General features: G+C 69.1%; 16 protein-coding genes and 1 riboswitch. Of the genes, 7 read left to right on the forward strand and 9 right to left on the reverse strand.

All coding sequences use genetic code 11. The features are described from left to right. Positions 1-81: 81 nt before the first annotated feature. From ACIQ6Y_RS25770 to ACIQ6Y_RS25785, 4 genes are all read right to left on the reverse strand, one after another. Complete coding sequence (locus tag ACIQ6Y_RS25770; RefSeq protein WP_404042340.1) at positions 82-1,569, reverse strand: glycoside hydrolase family 3 protein; 1,488 nt, start codon at positions 1,567-1,569, stop codon at positions 82-84. A gap of 9 nt (positions 1,570-1,578) precedes the next feature. Continuing rightward, on the reverse strand, positions 1,579-2,439 hold the full coding sequence (locus ACIQ6Y_RS25775) for a carbohydrate ABC transporter permease (RefSeq protein ID WP_404042341.1): 861 nt from the start codon (positions 2,437-2,439) through the stop codon (positions 1,579-1,581). Positions 2,440-2,444: 5 nt separating this feature from the next. Next, positions 2,445-3,428 carry a carbohydrate ABC transporter permease gene (locus tag ACIQ6Y_RS25780; RefSeq protein ID WP_404042342.1) on the reverse strand — a complete coding sequence of 328 codons (984 nt, stop codon included), beginning with the start codon at positions 3,426-3,428 and terminating at the stop codon, positions 2,445-2,447. 95 nt (positions 3,429-3,523) lie between these two features. Next, the gene (locus ACIQ6Y_RS25785) at positions 3,524-4,807 is read right to left on the reverse strand and encodes an extracellular solute-binding protein (RefSeq protein ID WP_404042343.1); all 1,284 of its coding nucleotides are present in this window, start codon (positions 4,805-4,807) and stop codon (positions 3,524-3,526) included. 423 nt (positions 4,808-5,230) lie between these two features. Between ACIQ6Y_RS25785 and ACIQ6Y_RS25790 the strand changes: the two genes are divergently transcribed. The 4 genes from ACIQ6Y_RS25790 (at position 5,231) to ACIQ6Y_RS25805 (ending at position 8,628) form a co-directional block, all read left to right on the forward strand. Next, positions 5,231-5,995, forward strand: a complete 765-nt coding sequence (locus ACIQ6Y_RS25790) for a GntR family transcriptional regulator (RefSeq protein ID WP_404042344.1) — start codon at positions 5,231-5,233, stop codon at positions 5,993-5,995. 113 nt (positions 5,996-6,108) lie between these two features. Beyond that, entirely contained in the window at positions 6,109-6,363 is a 255-nt protein-coding gene (locus ACIQ6Y_RS25795) for a DUF3311 domain-containing protein (RefSeq protein ID WP_404042345.1), read from the forward strand. Continuing rightward, positions 6,360-7,979 (forward strand): monocarboxylate uptake permease MctP, encoded by a 1,620-nt coding sequence (mctP, locus tag ACIQ6Y_RS25800; protein WP_404042346.1) that lies wholly within the window; start codon positions 6,360-6,362, stop codon positions 7,977-7,979. Before ACIQ6Y_RS25795 ends, mctP begins: the two co-directional genes overlap by 4 nt. Positions 7,980-8,109: 130 nt before the next feature. After that, the gene (locus ACIQ6Y_RS25805; protein WP_404042347.1) at positions 8,110-8,628 is read left to right on the forward strand and encodes a GNAT family N-acetyltransferase; all 519 of its coding nucleotides are present in this window, start codon (positions 8,110-8,112) and stop codon (positions 8,626-8,628) included. On the opposite strand, the gene ACIQ6Y_RS25810 is transcribed toward ACIQ6Y_RS25805, so the two are convergent. Further along, positions 8,625-9,863, reverse strand: coding sequence for an RNA-guided endonuclease InsQ/TnpB family protein (locus ACIQ6Y_RS25810; RefSeq protein ID WP_404042348.1), 1,239 nt, complete (start codon positions 9,861-9,863; stop codon positions 8,625-8,627). The genes ACIQ6Y_RS25805 and ACIQ6Y_RS25810 overlap by 4 nt on opposite strands. Positions 9,864-10,025: 162 nt before the next feature. Then, positions 10,026-10,175, forward strand: a riboswitch (cobalamin riboswitch). A gap of 121 nt (positions 10,176-10,296) precedes the next feature. Between ACIQ6Y_RS25810 and ACIQ6Y_RS25815 the strand changes: the two genes are divergently transcribed. From ACIQ6Y_RS25815 to ACIQ6Y_RS25825, 3 genes are all read left to right on the forward strand, one after another. After that, positions 10,297-12,660 carry a ribonucleoside-diphosphate reductase subunit alpha gene (locus ACIQ6Y_RS25815; protein WP_404042349.1) on the forward strand — a complete coding sequence of 788 codons (2,364 nt, stop codon included), beginning with the start codon at positions 10,297-10,299 and terminating at the stop codon, positions 12,658-12,660. Next, a complete protein-coding gene (locus ACIQ6Y_RS25820; protein ID WP_404042350.1) occupies positions 12,660-13,673 on the forward strand; it encodes a ribonucleotide-diphosphate reductase subunit beta in 1,014 nt (337 codons plus the stop codon). The genes ACIQ6Y_RS25815 and ACIQ6Y_RS25820 overlap by 1 nt, the downstream gene beginning before the upstream one ends. A 211-nt stretch (positions 13,674-13,884) precedes the next feature. Next, entirely contained in the window at positions 13,885-14,850 is a 966-nt protein-coding gene (locus ACIQ6Y_RS25825; RefSeq protein ID WP_404042351.1) for a helix-turn-helix domain-containing protein, read from the forward strand. A gap of 12 nt (positions 14,851-14,862) precedes the next feature. Here ACIQ6Y_RS25825 and ACIQ6Y_RS25830 read toward each other — a convergent pair whose 3' ends face one another. From ACIQ6Y_RS25830 to ACIQ6Y_RS25845, 4 genes are all read right to left on the reverse strand, one after another. After that, positions 14,863-16,236 (reverse strand): cytochrome P450, encoded by a 1,374-nt coding sequence (locus ACIQ6Y_RS25830; protein WP_404042352.1) that lies wholly within the window; start codon positions 16,234-16,236, stop codon positions 14,863-14,865. Beyond that, positions 16,233-17,315: an epi-isozizaene synthase gene (gene cyc1 / locus ACIQ6Y_RS25835; RefSeq protein WP_404042638.1), complete on the reverse strand. Its 1,083-nt coding sequence runs from the start codon at positions 17,313-17,315 to the stop codon at positions 16,233-16,235. Before cyc1 ends, ACIQ6Y_RS25830 begins: the two co-directional genes overlap by 4 nt. A 340-nt stretch (positions 17,316-17,655) precedes the next feature. Next, positions 17,656-18,306 (reverse strand): peptide deformylase, encoded by a 651-nt coding sequence (gene def / locus ACIQ6Y_RS25840; RefSeq protein ID WP_404042353.1) that lies wholly within the window; start codon positions 18,304-18,306, stop codon positions 17,656-17,658. 71 nt (positions 18,307-18,377) lie between these two features. Continuing rightward, positions 18,378-19,358, reverse strand: a complete 981-nt coding sequence (locus ACIQ6Y_RS25845; RefSeq protein WP_404042639.1) for a tetratricopeptide repeat protein — start codon at positions 19,356-19,358, stop codon at positions 18,378-18,380. Positions 19,359-19,389: the final 31 nt, after the last annotated feature.

Consider the following 19,389-nt stretch of genomic DNA (forward strand, 5'->3'; position numbering starts at 1 on the left):
GCAGGCACCTGAAGCGCAGGCACACGAAAGGCGCCGGTTCCCCTCCCGTGGGAACCGGCGCCTTTCGGTTGGCGGGTGGCGTCAGGAGGCCGTGATGACCTCCGCCGCCGCCCGGCCGCATACGCGGGCCGCGCCGTGGGTGGCGATGTGCAGGGCGCCCCGCGGGGGTGCCTGGGGGAGGCCCATCTCGACGACGACGGTGTCGGGGCGTTCCCGCAGGAGGGTGTCCAGGGCGGCGCCCATCCACGGGTGCCGGTGCTCGTCGCGCACGACCGCGACGATCCTGCGCTCCCCCGCCGCTGCGAGGGCCGCGCGGGCCGCGTCGGCGCCCGTGTGCGTGTCCGCGGCCGTGCCGGGGAGGAGGGCCGACAGTTCGGCGGCGACGCCCCAGGGGGTCTCGTCGCCGACGGCGAAGTTGGCGACCGGGGTGAGGGTGGCGACGTAGGGCGGCTCGGTGAGCGGGGTGAAGGTGTCCGCGCCGGTGATGCGCAGCGCGCGGCGGGCGGCGTGCAGGCCGACCTCGGGGTCGGTGCCCCCGGCCTCCCCGGCGCCGGCGCCCGCTGCCGTCCAGCGGGCCAGCTTCCGTACCCGCTCGGCCGCGTCCGCGAGGCGTTCCTCGGGGAGTTCGCCGCGGCGGACGGCGGTGACGAGGGCGTCGCGCAGCCGGCGGACGGTCTCGTCGTCGTTGAGGCCGCCGCCCACGCAGATGGCGTCGGCGCCGGCGGCCAGGGCGAGGACGCTGCCGCGTTCGATGCCGTAGGTGGAGGCGATGGCCTGCATCTCCATGCCGTCGGTGACGATGAGGCCGTCGTAGCCGAGTTCGCCGCGCAGCAGGCCGGTGAGGATGCGGCGGGAGAGGGTCGCCGGGTACTCCGGGTCGAGCGCGGGGACCAGGATGTGGGCGCTCATCATGGCGCGCGTGCCGGCCGCGATCGCGGCGCGGAACGGGGCCAGTTCGCGCTCGGCCAGCACATCGGCGTCCACGTCGATGCGGGGCAGGGCGTCGTGGGAGTCGACGTTGGTGTCGCCGTGGCCGGGGAAGTGCTTGGTGCAGGCGGCCACGCCGGCCGACTGCAGGCCCTCGACGTAGGCGGCGGTGTGCCGGGCGACCAGGGCCGGGTCGGCGCCGAAGGAGCGGACGCCGATCACCGGGTTGTCGGCGTTGGAGTTGACGTCGGCGGACGGGGCCCAGTCGAAGTTGACGCCGCAGGCGGCGAGGCGGCGGCCCAGCTCGTGGGCGACCTCGCGGGTGAGCGCGACGTCGTCCACCGCGCCGAGGGCGTGGTTGCCGGGGAAGGAGGAACCGGTGCGCACCTCCAGGCGGGTCACGTCCCCGCCCTCCTCGTCTATGGCGACGAGGACGTCGTCGCGCTCGGCGCGCAGCTGGGCCGTCAGCGCGGCCAGTTGCTCGGGCGAGGCGACGTTGCGGCCGAACAGGCCGACGGAGGCGAGGCCCTCCCCCAGGCGGCGCAGCAGCCAGTCGGGGGCGCTGGTGCCGGGGAAGCCGGGCTGGAGGACGGTCAGCGCATCGCGGGTCAGAGTGTCGGTTCCGCTGGCGAATGTCGTCATCGGATGGCGTTATCCCTTCACGGCGCCGGCGGTCAGACCCGCGGCCATCTTGCGCTGGACGAGGAGGAAGAGGACGACGATCGGCACGGCCATCATGGTGGCGCCGGCCATCATCGGGGCGTACTCGGTGCCGTGCTTGGTGGTGAAGTTGCCGAGCCAGACGGTGGCGGTCTGGTTCTGCTGGCTGAGCAGCATCAGGGCGTAGAGGTACTCGTTCCAGGCCTGGATGAAGCCGTAGACGGAGGTGGCGACCAGGCCGGGGGCGAGGAGCGGGAAGACGACGCGGACGAAGGCGCCGGTGCGGGAGCAGCCGTCGACCATGGCGGCCTCCTCCAGTTCCTTGGGGATGTTGACGATGAAGCCGCGCAGGGTCCACACCGTGAACGGGAGGATGAAGGTCAGGTACGTGATGATCAGGCCGGTGAGCCTGTCGTACTGCCCCAGGTCGTTGAGCAGCAGGAACACCGGGATGATCATGGCGACCAGCGGGACCATCTGCACCGCGAGGATGCCGACGATCACGATCTTGCGGCCGCGGAAGGCGAACCGGGAGATGGCGAGCGCGGCGAGCAGGCCGATCGCGATGCCGATCAGGACGACGATCACGGAGACCACGAGGCTGCGCCAGACCGGGCCCCAGAAGTCGGCGATGTTCAGGGCGCGGTCGAAGTTGGACAGCGTCAGGCCGGTCGGGAACAGGCTGGGGTCCGGGTCGATGGCGTCCTTGGCGGGCTTGAACGCCGTGTTGAGCATCCAGTACACGGGGAAGCCGGCGATCGCGAAGACCAGCAGACCGACGAGGTTCCAGCCGAGCTTGGAGCGCTTCCGGGAGGTCCCGGAATCGGCGCCCTTGGTGACGACCGCGCTCATGCCGCTCATTCGACTTCCCCGATCTTCAGCATCTGACGCATGTACACAGCGACCACACCGAGCAGCAGCACCACGGTGATCAGGGCGATCGCCGAGCCCTGGGCGTAGTCGTTGACCACGAAGGCGCGGTCGTAGGAGTAGGTGTTGAGGATCTGGAACTCCGGCTCGGGATGGCCGTTGCGCATCACGAAGACCTGCGGGAAGACGCCCATGTCCCAGATGACCGACAGGGTCGTGAGCATCACGATGATCGGCTTGAGGATGGGCAGGGTGACGTACCGGAAGACGCCCCAGGCGCCGGCGCCGTCGAGGCGGGCCGCCTCCTCCAGCTCCTTGGGGACCTGGGTGAGTCCGGCGCTGAGGGTGATCACGACGAAGGGCACGGCTCCCCAGACCACGAGGAGCATGATCACGGCGAGGCCCTGGGTGGAGCTGGCGAACCAGTTGTGGCCGATCAGGTCGACGCCCGGCAGCTTGCTCAGAACCGCGTTGAGGATGCCGTAGTCGGCGTCGAAGAGCCACTTGAAGACGGTGGTCGCGACGATGACCGGCATGCCCCAGCTGGCCACCAGCGCGATGTTGATCAGGGTCTTCACCCAGCCGGAGACCCGCTGGAGCAGCAGGGCGATCAGCATGCCGATGACCATCGTGAAGATCACCGCGCCGGCCGCGAAGAGGACCGTGCGCAGGACGACGGTCCAGAACTCGCTGTCGCCGAGGACCTTGGTGAAGTTCTCGAAGCCCACCGACTCGGCCGGCTGGAAGCCCCACAGCTGGGGCTGGCCGAACTTCTGGAAGGACAGGGTGACCAGGCGGACCAGCGGATAGCCCATGACCAGGGCGAGGATCAGCAGACAGGGCGCGAGCAGCAGCCAGGCGGTGGCGGCCGGGCCGTACGTCCGTTTCGCGCGGGGCCGGTCCGGTGCGGCCGGCGGCGGTGCCTGCCGCGGCGGCGGCACCTTGGCAGGGGTGGTCGTGTCGGCACTCATCGCGCGCTCCTCAGCGGTCCCTCAGGTCGTACCGGTCGTACGGGCGTTACGGAAAGACGGCGGGGCTCCGCCTGCAACGGAGCCCCGCCGGGAGGTCACTTGGTGTTGATGACCTTGTCGATCGCGGCGTCCGCGTCCTTCGCGGCCTCCTCGACCGACTTCTTGCCGGTGCCGATGGACTGCAGCATGGTCTGCAGGACCTGGGCCTTCTCGACCTGACCCCAGCCGGGGGCCATGGGGACGAACCAGTTGGACTCGGCGGCGGTGGCCGGGACGACCGTGGCCGGGTCGTTCTTCAGGGTGGCGAGGTCGGTCTTGTTGTTGGGCAGGTTGCCCTTGGCCATCAGGCCCTTCTGGCCGGCGGCGCCGGTGAGGGCGTTGATCCATTCGGCGGCGACGTCCTGCGCGTCGGACTTCACCGGGACGGCGAGGTCGGAACCGCCCAGGAAGACCGGGAGGTTCTTGCCGGACGGGCCGGGCATGACGAAGTTCTCGACGTTGCCCTTGAGCTTGCCGGTCTTGTCGTTCTTCGGGTCCGCGGCGCTGCCGCCCTCCCACGCCGGGGCGAAGATCATGCCGGACTTGCCCTGGCCGTAGACGATGTAACGGTCGGACTCGTCCTTGGTCTTGTCGCCGTGCATGTAGGAGTCGAGGACCTTCTTGAACTCGGTCAGGCCCTTGAGGGACTCCGGCGAGGAGAGGCTGGCCTTCCACTGGCCGCCCTCCTCCTTGGCTATGGAGCCGCCGGCGTCGTAGACGAAGGACATGGCCGCGTACCAGTCGCGGGAGGGCTGGTACCAGGCGCTGAACTTGTCGCCCTGCTTCTTCTGGACCTTGTCCAGGGCGGCGGTGAGCTCGGCGTAGGTCTTCGGGGCGGCCTTGACGCCGACCTCGCCGAAGACGTCCTTGCGGTAGTTGCCGACGCGGGTGCCCGCGTAGTACGGCACGCCGTAGGTCTTGTCCTCGTACGTCACCGAGTCCTTGAGGCCGTCGAGCCAGGCGTCGGACTGGTCGAACTTCGCCGGGTCGACCGGGGCGAACGCGCCCTTGACGACGTACGGCAGCATCTCGGTGTTGCCCATCTCGACGACGTCGGGGGCCTTGTCCGTGGCGAGGACGGCGTCGAGCTTGGCGTTCTTGTCCGGCCAGCCGTAGTACTCGTGCTTGATCTTGATGCCGGGGTGCTTCTTGGTGACCGCGTCGTCGGCGGCCTTCACCAGCTCGGGCCAGTTGTTCTGCGCGTCGACCGTGAGCCAGACGGTCAGTTCCTTGGCGTCCCCGCCGGCGCCGCCGCTGCCCTTGTCGTCACTGTCCCCGCACGCCGCGATCGAGAACATCATGCCCGCGATACCGATCGCGGCTACCAGCTTGCGCTTCACGCCACCCTCCTCAGGGATGCCACAAACCCCCCTCGTCCCCGCGGTAATTGGCGTCAACGCCGTGCGAACCGTCCGTGGGGCCGGGACCTGGACCAATGGTGTAGACCAGTACGGGGAGCTTGGCCCAGACCAATAGGGCTGTCAAGGGTGTTCAAGCGGCCTCCAGGCGTCCGTGATGGGACCGAGATATGCAGGGACCTTTCATTCCGCAAGCGACCAAACGGACGGACCACTGCCACTGGACCACTGCCCCCGAGTGGCGCGCTGGACTAGACCAACGGGGGCCCCGCCGGTATACAGAGAGATCACGGAGCGTGCGGAGGACACCCACACAGGTCACCCACCCACGAAGCCGTGCCACGATGTGAGCCGCGGCCGACGGGATGTCGGTCGCTTCGGCACCCGGAGCCGGGAAGGCAGAGCATGAGCACCGACGTCAGCAGTGCGGAGAACGAGGGTGGGGCGACCGTCCGTACCGCGCGTGTGCCCAAGTACTACCGCCTGAAGAAGCACCTGCTGGACATGACGGAGACGCTGCCGCCCGGCACGCCCGTCCCGCCCGAGCGCACGCTCGCCGCCGAGTTCGACACCTCCCGCACCACCGTGCGCCAGGCCCTTCAGGAACTGGTCGTCGAGGGCCGGCTCGAACGCATCCAGGGCAAGGGCACGTTCGTGGCCAAGCCGAAGGTCTCCCAGGCGCTGCAACTGACCTCCTACACCGAGGACATGCGCGCCCAGGGTCTGGAACCCACGTCCCAGCTGCTGGACATCGGCTACATCACCGCCGACGACCGTCTCGCCCAGCTCCTCGACATCACCGCGGGCGGCCGGGTGCTGCGCATCGAGCGGCTGCGCATGGCCAACGGCGAGCCCATGGCCATCGAGACGACCCACCTCTCCGCCAAGCGCTTCCCCGCCCTGCGCCGCTCGCTGGTGAAGTACACGTCCCTCTACACCGCGCTCGCCGAGGTCTACGACGTCCATCTCGCCGAGGCCGAGGAGACCATCGAGACCTCCCTGGCCACCCCGCGCGAGGCGGGCCTGCTCGGCACCGACGTGGGCCTGCCGATGCTGATGCTGTCCCGGCACTCCCTCGACCGCGACGGCCAGCCGGTGGAGTGGGTGCGCTCGGTGTACCGGGGCGACCGGTACAAGTTCGTGGCCAGGCTGAAGCGGCCCGCCGAGTAGCGACTTTGTAAAGGCGATACCGATATACGGACGAGGGGTTCCGCAGCCGCGACACCGTGACCTAGATTGCCAGCCCATTACGCAGGTGATCAGTGAGGGGACGGAGTCGCCCGATGTCGCAAGCCCCAGAAGTGAACAGAGGCCCGGTGGTGACGCCAGTGCGCGTCGTCATCGGCCTCTGTCTCGTCGCACCGTTCGTGGCCATGCTGTGGGTCGGCTCGTACGCCAAGACCGACCCGTCCATCGGCGGCATCCCGTTCTTCTACTGGTACCAGATGGCCTGGGTGGTCATCTCGACCGCGCTGACGATGATCGCGTACAAGCTGTGGCAGCGTGACCAGCGCGCCCGTCGGGGAGGCTCCAGGTGAACGACGGGGTCAACGGCGTCGCGCTCGCCGTCTTCATCATCTTCTTCCTGGCCGTCACGGTCATGGGCTTCCTTGCCGCGCGCTGGCGCAAGGCCGAGAACGAGCACAGCCTCGACGAATGGGGCCTGGGCGGCCGGTCCTTCGGCACCTGGATCACCTGGTTCCTGCTCGGCGGCGACCTCTACACGGCCTATACGTTCGTGGCGGTGCCGGCGGCGATCTACGCGGCCGGCGCGGCGGGCTTCTTCGCGGTGCCGTACACGATCCTCGTCTACCCGCTGATCTTCACGTTCCTGCCCCGCCTGTGGTCGGTCTCCCACAAGCACGGCTACGTCACGACGTCCGACTTCGTGCGCGGCCGCTTCGGCTCCAAGGGCCTGTCGCTGGCGGTCGCGGTCACCGGCATCCTGGCCACGATGCCGTACATCGCGCTCCAGCTCGTCGGCATCCAGGCCGTGCTGGACGTGATGGGCGTGGGCGGCGGCGAGGACACCAACTGGTTCGTCAAGGACCTGCCGCTCCTGATCGCCTTCGGCGTCCTGGCGGCGTACACCTACTCCTCGGGACTGCGCGCCCCGGCGCTGATCGCGTTCGTCAAGGACACGCTGATCTACATCGTCATCGCGGTGGCGATCATCTACATCCCGATCAAGCTGGGCGGCTTCGACGACATCTTCGCGAAGGCCTCCGAGGCGTTCGGCCAGACGAATCCGGCCACGGGCAAGCCACGCGGCGCGCTGGTGCCGGCCGAGGCGGGCCAATGGACGTACGCCACGCTGGCGTTGGGCTCCGCCCTCGCGCTGTTCATGTACCCGCACTCGATCACCGCGACGCTCTCCTCCAAGAGCCGTGACGTGATCCGCCGCAACACCACGATCCTGCCGCTGTACTCCCTGATGCTGGGCCTGCTCGCCCTGCTGGGCTTCATGGCGATCGCGGCCGGGGTGAAGGTGCAGAACGGCCAGCTGGCCATCCCGCAGCTGTTCGAGGACATGTTCCCGGACTGGTTCGCGGGCATCGCCTTCGCGGCGATCGGCATCGGCGCGCTGGTCCCCGCGGCGATCATGTCGATCGCGGCGGCGAACCTGTTCACCCGCAACATCTACAAGGACTTCATCAAGCCGGACGCGACAGCCGCCGAAGAGACGCGCGTCTCCAAGCTGGTGTCCCTGCTGGTGAAGGTGGGCGCGCTGGTCTTCGTCCTGACCATGGACAAGACGGTCGCCATCAACTTCCAGCTGCTGGGCGGCATCTGGATCCTGCAGACCTTCCCCGCGCTGGTCGGCGGTCTGTTCACCCGCTGGTTCCACCGCTGGGCCCTCCTCGCCGGCTGGGCGGTCGGCATGCTGTACGGCACCATCGCCGCGTACGGCGTCGCCTCCCCGACCCAGAAGCACTTCGGCGGCTCCGCCAAGGAGATCCCCGGCATCGGCGAGATCGGCTACATCGGCCTCACGGCGTTCGTCCTCAACGTGGCCGTCACGGTGGTCCTCACCTTCGTCCTGAAGGCCGCCAAGGCCCCCGAGGGCATCGACGAGACCCGCCCCGAGGACTACACGGCGGACGCGGGCGACCCGGGCGTGAAGAAGGATCTGCCTTTGGACGCAGCTCACTAAGGGCACCCAGGGGCGCGGGGCTGCATCGATATGCGGCTCCGCCGCGTGGGCACGACCAGCCACACACAACCCGCAGCGGGCCGCCGACAGAAGCACCAACGGCGGCCCGCTGTCGTACACACTGACGACCATGGACATCGTGATCCGTGAAGCACAGCCGACCGAATACGACGAGATCGGCGAGATCACCGCCCAGGCCTACCTCCAGGACGCCCTCCTCACCTTCGGCGAGAGCGACTGGTACCTGGGCGAACTCAAGAACGTGGCCAAACGGGCCACTGCCGCCGAGGTCCTCGCCGCGACGGACGCGGACCAACTGCTCGGCACGGTCACCTTCGTCCCGGCCCCCGGCCCCATGGCCGACCTGGCCGCCCCCGGAGAGGCCGAGATCCGCATGCTGGCCGTCGCCCACGCCGCCCGGGGCCGAGGAGTCGGCGAGGCACTCGTACGCGCCTGCGTCGACCGTGCGAGGGCCACCCCGGGCTGCACGGCGATCGTCCTGTCCACCCAGCCGGCCATGCGCGCAGCCCACCGCATCTACGAACGCCTCGGTTTCGTCCGCGCCCCGCACCGCGACTGGCAGCCGATCCCGGGCAGCGACTTCACTCTGCTCACCTACGAGTTGACGCTGTCAACTACCCGTCGCTAAAGCGACGGGCTTGCACAACGGGCGCCACTGGCTGTGGCGCTGCGTTTGCGTCCTGTCCCACGGCCCTGTCCGGGAGGTGGGTCGGGGGCGGTTGACTGCGCCCCGCGTCGCCACAACTGCCAGGCACGAGCCCGGATGTTGCGGGAGCCGTTCCGGTCCGCGTGATCAACGAATCCGCAGGACCGGCACTCGAACCAGGCCTGCGAGACCCGGTTCGCCCTCTCCATGTGTCCGCACTCGGCGCAGGTGCGCGAGGTGTATGCCGGATCGACGTACACCACCGGCACTCCCGCCCGGCGGGCCTTGTACGCGATGAAGCTGCCCAGCTGGGCGAAGGCCCAGCTGGAGTGGGTAACCCGTTGGGGCTTTCGAAGCCGTACCCGTTCACGGATGCCCGTCAGGTCCTCCAGGGCGATCCCGCGACCGGTGCGTTCCGCCTCGGCCACCACATGCTTCGCGATCTTGTGGTTGATGTCCTTCGCCCGCCGGGCCTCCTTGCGGCGCCGCTTCTTCAGCCGACGCTTGGCGGACGGGGTGTTCTTCTTCTCGAGCTTGGTGCGCAGCGTCCGTTCCCGCACCCGGATCCGGTTGAGTTCGCGTCCGGCCAGGATCTCGCCGTCGGACGTGGTGGCGATGTTCACAATGCCCAGGTCGATGCCGAGGAAGTCCACCGGCGCGGTGTTCAGTGGGGCTTCTGAAACCTCGCAGGTGGCCAGCAGGAACCACATCCCGTCCCGCCACACGAGGTCGGACTCACCCCTGCGGTACAGCGCCAGCGTGACCAACTGCTCCGGCGAGGCGGTGAACACCACGTCCTTGATCCGCCCGACCGTTGTCCAGATCGACACCCTCCGCTCGGTGATCTGCCAGGACAGCATCCGGTCGTCGTAGGGCTGCGCGCTGCCGGCCCGGAAGGCGACCGGCTTCCCGGTGGCCTTCCGGTACCGCCTCGTGCCGGGCCTGCCCAGGTTCCCGGCCTTCAGGTTCGCCTTCAGCGCGGCGTACGCGTCGCAGGTCTTCTTGATCACGTGCTGGGCCGCCTGGGCTCCGAGGTTCCACCGTGCCCTGATCTCGCGGTAGGTGTGCTCGCGCAGCGCGAAGGTCCGCTGCACGCCTTTGTCGAACGCGAACTCGCTGGCCCAGCTGGCCGCCTCGTTGCAGGCGCGCAGGGTCGCCTCAAGTGCCGCCGCTTGCCCAGGCGTCGGCAGCAGCCTGATCTGCGTTACCAACTTCACGGTCATTCAAAGTAGACACATGCACGACGGGACGCAGTTCATTCGAGATCGATCACCCGATCGAGCGACCCATCGGCAAACAGCTCCCCGTTCGGGCTTTTCGCCAGACAGCGGACTGCATCGCACCTGACACGCTATGAAGTCATGCCGACACAACATATAGGGGCGTCACCCGCACCCGGCACAAGATGTATGCTCATGCTCGCTGTCGTCGCAGGGGAATCCGGTGCGAATCCGGAACTGTCCCGCAACGGTGTACTTATGCATGCATAAGCGTCAGTCCGAGGACCTGCCGACAGTGGCACCGGCCGACCGGTCGGGTGCCCCGACGTCCGGGCCTCGTGGAATGGGCCGGTGGACGCGACGCCGCGTGCGCTCGTGTGCTGCCGTACCCCTCGCGAAGGCCCCGTGCCGAGCGAGGGAGAGCCTCCACGTGACCATCGCGCCAGCAGACCCGGCTTCAGCCGTCCCGACCGACGAGGACGCCCCGGGAACGGCCTTGCTGCGGACCCTGACCGAGCTGACCGCCGACCTGCCCGACGCCGACCCCGGCCGAGTGGCCGCCGCCGCGCTGCGGGGCCGTTCCGCCCGGGCCGACGAGGCGGAGCTGCGCGAGCTGGCCACCGAGGCGGCGGCCGGGCTGATCTCCGAGGACCCGGCCTACTCCAGGCTGGCCGCGCGACTGCTGACGATCTCCATCGCCGCCGAGGCCGCCTCGCAGGGTGTCACCTCCTTCACCGAGTCCGTCGCCGTCGGGCACCGTGAGGGGCTCATCGCGGACCGGACCGCGGAGTTCGTGCGCGTGCACGCCGAGCGGCTCGACGCGCTGGTCGACCGCGCCGCCGACGACCGCTTCGGCTACTTCGGCCTGCGCACCCTGCACAGCCGCTACCTGCTGCGGCACCCGATCACCCGCAAGGTCGTCGAGACGCCCCAGCACTTCCTGCTGCGGGTCGCCTCCGGCCTCGCCGAGGACGACACGGTCCGCTCCGTCGACGAAGTCGCCGCGCTCTACGGGCTCATGAGCCGCCTCGACTACCTGCCCTCCTCCCCCACGCTCTTCAACTCCGGCACACGGCACCCCCAGATGTCGTCCTGCTACCTCCTGGACTCCCCCCTGGACGAGCTGGACTCCATCTACGACCGCTACCACCAGGTCGCCCGCCTGTCGAAGCACGCCGGCGGCATCGGGCTGTCGTACTCCCGCATCCGCTCGCGGGGTTCGCTGATCCGCGGCACCAACGGCCACTCCAACGGCATCGTGCCGTTCCTGAAGACCCTCGACGCCTCGGTCGCCGCCGTGAACCAGGGCGGCCGCCGCAAGGGCGCCGCCGCGGTCTACCTGGAGACCTGGCACTCCGACATCGAGGAGTTCCTGGAGCTGCGCGACAACACCGGCGAGGACGCCCGCCGTACGCACAACCTGAACCTCGCGCACTGGATCCCGGACGAGTTCATGCGCCGGGTCAACGCCGACGAGCAGTGGAGCCTGTTCTCGCCCGCCGACGTGCCCGAGCTGGTCGACCTGTGGGGCGAGGAGTTCGAAGCGGCGTACCGCAAGGCGGAAGAGCAGGGCCTCGCGAAGAAGACCATCGCCGCCCGTGACCTCTACGGCCGCATGATGCGCACCCTCGCGCAGACCGGCAACGGCTGGATGACCTTCAAGGACGCCGCCAACCGCACCGCCAACCAGACGGCCCTGCCGGGCCACGTCGTGCACTCCTCCAACCTCTGCACGGAGATCCTGGAGGTCACCGACGACGGCGAGACGGCGGTGTGCAACCTGGGTTCGGTGAACCTGGGGGCGTTCGTCGACAAGACGACCGGGGACATCGACTGGGAGCGGCTGGACGCCACCGTCCGCACGGCCGTCACCTTCCTCGACCGGGTCGTCGACATCAACTTCTACCCGACCGAGCAGGCGGGCCGCTCCAACGCCAAGTGGCGCCCGGTGGGCCTCGGCGCGATGGGCCTGCAGGACGTCTTCTTCAAGCTGCGGCTCCCGTTCGACTCGCCCGAGGCGCGCGCACTGTCCACCCGGATCGCCGAGCGGATCATGCTCGCCGCGTACGAGGCGTCCGCCGACCTCGCCGAGCGCAACGGCCCGCTGCCGGCCTGGGAGAAGACCCGTACCGCGCAGGGCGTGCTGCACCCCGACCACTACGACGTGGAGCTGACCTGGCCGGAGCGCTGGGCGGCGCTGCGGTCCCGTATCGCCGAGGTCGGCATGCGCAACAGCCTGCTCCTCGCCATCGCGCCGACCGCGACCATCGCCTCCATCGCGGGCGTGTACGAGTGCATCGAGCCGCAGGTGTCCAACCTGTTCAAGCGCGAGACGCTGTCGGGCGAGTTCCTCCAGGTCAACTCCTACCTGGTGCAGGACCTCAAGGACCTCGGCGTGTGGGACGCCCGCACGCGGGAGGCGCTGCGGGACTCCAACGGCTCGGTGCAGGGCTTCGCGTGGATTCCCGAGGAGGTCCGGGCGCTGTACCGCACGGCGTGGGAGATCCCGCAGCGCGGCCTGATCGACATGGCGGCGGCGCGTACGCCGTTCCTGGACCAGGCCCAGTCCCTGAACCTCTTCCTGGAGACGCCGACCATCGGCAAGCTCTCCTCGATGTACGCGTACGCCTGGAAGTCCGGGCTGAAGACGACGTACTACCTGCGCTCGCGCCCGGCGACGAGGATCGCCCGCGCGGCACAGGCGCAAGCCCCCATCCCCGTCCAGCAGGCCGCCGACCCCGACGCCGTCGCCTGCTCCCTTGAGAACCCCGAGTCCTGCGAGGCCTGCCAGTGATGTCCGAACGCAACACCAATCTCCTCGACCCGGGCTTCGAGCTGACCCTGCGCCCCATGCGCTACCCCGACTTCTACGAGCGCTACCGGGACGCCATCAAGAACACCTGGACCGTCGAGGAGGTCGACCTCCACTCGGACGTCGCCGACCTGGCGAAGCTGACGCCGGCCGAGCAGCATCTGATCGGCCGTCTGGTCGCGTTCTTCGCGACGGGCGACTCGATCGTGGCGAACAACCTGGTGCTGACGCTGTACAAGCACATCAACTCCCCCGAGGCGCGGCTGTACCTCAGCCGGCAGCTCTTCGAGGAAGCGGTCCACGTCCAGTTCTATCTGACGCTCCTGGACACCTACCTGCCCGACCCGGAGGACCGTGCGGCCGCCTTCGACGCGGTGGAGAACATCCCCTCCATCCGCGAGAAGGCCGGCTTCTGCTTCAAGTGGATCAACGAGGTCGAGAAGCTCGACCGGCTGGAGACCAAGGCGGACCGGCGCCGCTTCCTGCTCAACCTGATCTGCTTCGCCGCGTGCATCGAGGGCCTGTTCTTCTACGGCGCCTTCGCGTACGTCTACTGGTTCCGCAGCCGGGGCCTGCTGCACGGTCTCGCCACGGGCACCAACTGGGTGTTCCGCGACGAGACGATGCACATGTCGTTCGCGTTCGACGTGGTCGACACCGTCCGCAAGGAGGAGCCGGAGCTCTTCGACGACGAGCTTCAGCAGCAGGTCACCGACATGCTGCGGGAGGCGGTCGAGGCCGAGCTGCAGTTCGCCCGCGACCTGTGCGGAGACGGCCTGCCCGGCATGAACACCGAGTCGATGCGGCAGTACCTGGAGTGCGTCGCCGACCAGCGGCTGACGCGGCTGGGCTTCGCGCCGGTGTACGGCTCGGAGAACCCGTTCTCCTTCATGGAGCTCCAGGGCGTTCAGGAACTGACCAACTTCTTCGAGCGGCGCCCGTCGGCGTACCAGGTCGCGGTGGAGGGCACCGTCGACCTGGACGAGGACTTCTGAGCCTCGGCCTTTCGCAGTTGGCGGTCGATCCGGCGCTCGTGGGCCGCCCCCACGAGCGCCGGTCCCGCAAGGATCAGGAAGAGGACGACGACTCCCGCGTATTCCATGAGTGCGTTCATGTCGTCAGTGTCATTCCGCATGAACACCACTGACAGTGGCAGGACTGCCGTACACCCTCGATTTACTGCCAGCCGGGCGGCACACTGGGGGCATGCTGCAGAACGTGGCCGCCGTCCTGCTCGACGGCGTGCATCCCTTCGAGCTCGGTGTCGTCTGCGAGGTCTTCGGCCTCGACCGCAGTGACCAGGGCCTTCCGGTGTACGACTTCGCCGTCGTCTCGGCCGAGGGCCCGGCGCTGACCACCCATGTCCCGGGCCTCACCGTCTCCACGCCCTACGGCCTGGACCGGCTGGAGGAGGCCGATCTGATCACGGTGCCGGCCGGGAGCGACTTCGCGGTCCGGGACTATCCGCCCGCGCTGCTCGACGCCCTGGTCAGGGCCGTGGAGCGGGGTGCCCGGGTGCTGAGCGTGTGTTCCGGTGTCTTCGTGCTCGGCGCGGCCGGGCTGCTCGACGGGCGGCGGTGTGCCGGGCACTGGCGGCATGTGGACGAGCTGACCCGGCGCTTCCCGCGCGCGGCCGTCGAGCCCGATGTGCTGTACGTGGACGACGATCCGGTGATCACCTCGGCCGGCACGGCCGCCGGCATCGACGCCTGTCTGCACCTCGTGCGCAAGGAGCAGGGGCCCGAGGTCGCCAACGCCATCGCCCGCCGCATGGTGGTGCCGCCGCACCGGGACGGCGGCCAGGCGCAGTTCGTGGACCGGCCGCTGCCCGCCGCATCGTGCGACACGGTCGGCGAGGTGCTCGCCTGGATGGAGCGCAACCTCCACGAGGAGGTCACCGTCGAGCAGCTCGCCGAGCGCGCGCACATGTCCCCGCGCACCTTCGCCCGCCGCTTCCAGCAGGAGACCGGGACGACGCCGTACCGCTGGGTCCTGCGTCAGCGGGTGCTGCTGGCCCAGCGGCTGCTGGAGGCGACGGACGTGACCGTGGACACGATCGCGAGCCGGACCGGCTTCGGCACCGCGGCCGCGCTGCGGCATCAGTTCGTCCGGGCGGTGGGGGTCACCCCGCAGACCTACCGGCGCACCTTCCGGGGACCGGAGGCGGCCTGAGGGCCTGGGGGTTCACCGCAGGACGGGCCTGAGCAACAGCTTCTGCGGCCGCAGGGTGATGCCGACCCGGGTGGCGTCGTCGGAGCCGGGCACCTGCTCGAAGCGGTACTTGGTGGCCAGCGCCGCCGTGATCAGCGTCAGCTGGGCCATCGAGAAGTGGTCGCTCGGGCACTTCCGATTGCCCACGCTGAAGGGGCTCATGGCGTATTTCGGCACCTCCTTGGCGCGTTCCGGAAGCCAGCGGTCGGGGTCGAACTCCAGGTTGTGCGCGTACGAACGCGGGTCGCGCTGGATCGCGTACGGGCTGTAGACGATGTCGGCCCCGGCCGGAATCCGATAGCCACCGAGTTCGGTGTCGGCGACCGCCCGCCGGGTCAATATCCACACGGCCGGTCGCAATCGCATCGCCTCGACGACGACATTGTTGGTGTGGGTGAGCCTGCGGACGTCGTCGAATGCGACGGGACGAGCGCCATCGGTCAGAGATTCAACTTCCTTCTGCACCTTGTCGGCGTGCTCCGGGTGTTCCGCGAGCACCTGCAGCAGCCACATGATCGTGGAGGCGACGGTTTCGCTTCCGGGCGTGAGAATGGCGACGACCTGGTCGTGGATCTCCTGTTCCCCGATGGGGTCGCCATTCTCGTCCTTCGCCTCCAGCAATGCCGTCAGCAAATCGTCGGGCCTTTGCCCGGAGGCGCGGCGCTCGGCGACGATCTCGTCGACGAGGAGATGCAGATCGGCCAGGGCGCGGTTGAATTCGCGGTTGGCCGGAAGCGGCAGCCGGTACAGCGGGCCGAGCGGCACCACCATCCGCCGGTACATGCCCTGGAAGACGACGGCCAGGGCGTTGCACAGCCGCTCGGCGCGCTCGTCCATGTAGTCGCCGCGCAGCAGACAGCGGGCCGCGATGCGGACGGCGACACGGAAGGACTCGGCGGTGCAGTCGACGGTCTGCCCGGGCTGCCAGCGCTCGGTGAGGGCGTGCGCCTCCTCCTCCATGATCGGGCCGTAGTTCGGGATCGCGTCCAGCCGGAAGGCGGGCTGGATGGTGCGCCGCTGCCGGCGGTGGCGCGGCCCGTTGGCGGTGGCCACGCCCTCCTTGCCGAGCAGGCCCTCCAGCGACTCCCACAGCGGCCCGTCGATCTTGAAGTCGGGGTTGAGGGCGAGCGCTCCGGTGAGGTCCGGGGCCGTGACGGCGTAGACCGTCTTGGGGCCGAGCTTGAGGCGGACGACGTCGCCGTGCTCGCGCAGCCGGGACATGAAGCTGAGCGGATCACGGGCCAGTTTCCAGCCGTGGCCGAGCAGCGGTACCCCGCCACCGGCCAGGGGCGGCTCACGCCATGCGCGATTTTCGGCCTGTGCGGGCCTGACGGACTCGACGGTCATTTCTCACCTGCCGCTTCGTTGTTGACGTACGGGGGTGTGGCGCGGTCGTCCCAGCTGTCGACCCGGTAACGGCCGGACTCGTGGTGGAACCAGTACACGGAACTGAACCAGTTCCGCATATTTCCCAGGCAAGCGCGTACGGCAGTGCTCAGTTCCTTTCCCCGTACAGTGCCGTCGGCGAGGCTGTCGGCGAAGCGCAGCGCCTCCCGTTCGGCGACGAGGAATTCGTCGATGCATTCCAGTACGCGCCGGCGCAGTTCCACGACTGCTTCTTCGAGCGTCAGTCCCTCATGGGTGACGAGACTGATTCCGAGATTGTGGACCTCGTCGCCCGCGATTTCCTTGGGCAGTGAGCAGAGGTCGTTGTACCAGGCGGCGAATTCCTGACTGAGCAGTGCCGCCCGCCGATATGCGGGGTGTTTCCTTACAGTGTCCGGGAGTTCGAGTTCCGCGCTCGGCTCCAGCAGATCGGTCCAGATCCAGTGCGCGAAGGTGAGCCGGCGCAGGGCGAGGTATTCCTCGACCGTCGGGATGTATCCCTCGGTGCGGTTGTGGAATTCCCGGTCGTAGGCCTCGACGACTTCGTGGAAGTGCCGGGCGAAGCGCGCGTTCCAGGTGTCGGGCAGGAAGGCGTACAGCCGCTGGACGCTGTCCGCGAACCCCGCCACCAGGGGGTCAGGGTGGTGCAGATGGGACGCCGGGGAGTCCAGAGCCACATGCAGGCGCTGCCGCAGCCGTTCCCAGGCGGCGGGCCTGCCGTGCACGATGTCGCGGTCGTGGCGGTCGTCCCAGACGAAGAACCACGCGCTGTAGTCCGCTATCGCCTGGAGGACCGCATCCGGGGCGCCGATGTAGTACCCCGCCATGAGGTCGGTGTAGCACAGGCCATCGGCATATTCCTCCACCTTGTCCGCGGGCATGAGCCGTTTTTCCAGCAGCCAGGTGCGGGTCTTCTCCTGGAGCCGGGGCCAATACGGGTGCAGTTGCCGGGGAAACGCCGCCTCGATCACCGGCAGAGAGAGTGATGGTGGTACCGCGAGCGCCGTCGTCGATGTGGTGCCGTGTGGGAAAGAAGACACGAACAAACCCCTCTCAGCCGACCAGAGTGCGCACACCCCTCCCGCTGTGCCGGGCGTGCGCCGTTGCGTATCCCCGCACTTCCCATTCAGCACCACAACTGACCGTTCTGGGAACGGATTTGCTCCATTCACTACCCCAGCATGCTGAGAAGCACCCCTTGTGTGACTGGTGTGCAGCAGCCTCGGGGTGCTATGGGAGCGAACGTGCGACGGACAGACGAACGGGAGAAGACGGACGGCGTCCGCCTGGGATCAACTCCCGGACGGACGCCGTCCGTTGACACATCAGCGACTCGGTGGCCGGCTCGGCCTCGGCTCAGTCGTCGGCTCGGCCGTCGGCTCAGTCGTTGGCGACGACCGGGTAGCGGGGCTCGTTCTCGGCCATCTGCCGCAGCGCGTCCTTGCGGTCCCGCTTGGAGAGCCGGTCGATGTAGAGGTACCCGTACAGGTGGTCCGTCTCGTGCTGGAGGCAGCGGGCGAAGTAGCCCGTGCCGCGCACCTTGATCGGGTTGCCCTTCTCGTCCTGCCCGGTCACCTCGGCGTAGTCGGGGCGGGCGAGCGGCATGTACGCCGTCGGCACGGACAGGCAGCCCTCGTTGCTGTCGTCCAACCGGCGCCTGTCGGCGGGCAGTTCGACCACCTTGGGGTTGCAGACGACGCCGACGTGCCGGACGCCCTCGTCGTCCGGGCAGTCGTAGACGAAGACCTTCTTGTCCACGCCGATCTGGTTGGCGGCCAGGCCCACGCCCTCGGCGGTGCGCTGGCTGGCGAACATGTCCGCGACCAGCTGCCGCAGCTCCTCACCGAACTCGGTGACGTCCTCGCACTCCTTGTGCAGCACCGGGTTGCCCACGACCGTGATCGGCCGCGAGGTCCCCGTCTCGCGCCACGCCTTCTCCCGGGCCTCGGTGTCCTCGGTGTCGATGACGAAGCCCTCGTCGTCCACGGGGAGCACGCCCGCGTGCTGCTGATCGGTGTCCTGCTGCGCCATGACCGACGTATGCCTTCCTGCAAGCTGGAGAAATGGATCCGAGTACAGCCTAAAGGTGCCGTACGGCTCTCTCAGCAGACCTCTTCGAGATCACGCCAGTCCCTGGAGTCCGGGCTGTCCGCGACCCACCCGTCCAGCAGCCCCCTGACCAACGAGGCGGGGGCGGCCACGCCACACTCCCGCTCGGGCACCCACAACTGCCCGTCGGTCCGATGCCCCAGCGGCCCCGGATGCCCCGGCTCGCTGTGATCGTGCGGGTCGAGATGCTCCCCGTCGCCCTCGTCCGCCGGCATCCGCGACTCCGAGCACATCCGGCACAGCAGCCGCACCGACGACGACCAGTCCTCCGCGGCGAACCCGGCGTCGGCGGCCAGCTGCTCCAGCGCGTCCCGGTCCGCCTCGGTCGCCGCCTCCAGCAGAACGACCCAGGTCGGCACGGGCGACGGCGCCCACAGCTCGATCTCGTCGAAGACCGGGTAGGCGTGCCCGGCGGAGGTGGTCCGCTCGCCGTGCGGCACGCCGTCGTGCAGGACGACCTCGCCCCAGCGGCGCCCCGAGGACGGCAGCGGGATCGACAGCACCTCGATCCGGGCCGGGTCCAGCCGGCGCCCCCACACGACCTCGGCCTCGCCCTCCGGCGACAGCCGCACCGCGGCACTGCCCAGGTCCATCCCCACGGGCTCGCCCGAGTCGGCCGCACCCCCCGGCACGGCGAGCCCGTACGCCTGCCAGGCGCGCCGGGCCAGCGGCCAGTCCTGGAGGGCGGTCGCGGCGATGCCCACGTTCCACCAGTCGGGTGCGCCGGTCTCCCGGTCGAGCAGGGCGACCGCGCGCAGCCCGGCGGTGCGGGCCTGCTCCCAGTCGTGCCGGAACTTGTGCAGCAGGGCGAGGTTGAACCAGGACTCCGACAGCCACGGCTCCAGATCGGCCGCCCGTGTCAGCAGCGCGCCCGCGTCCTCGTACCGGCCGTCGCCGATCAGCGTGAACGCACGGTCCGTGGCCTGCCGCCAGGAGGCGGAGGGCCGGTGCCGTCCCTTGCCGAAGATCCTCACGATTCCCGCCTGCCAGTTCCGTGGAGTGGGC

The sequence above is a fragment of the Streptomyces sp. NPDC096205 genome (genome assembly GCF_044763135.1).
Taxonomy (GTDB): Bacteria; Actinomycetota; Actinomycetes; order Streptomycetales; family Streptomycetaceae; genus Streptomyces.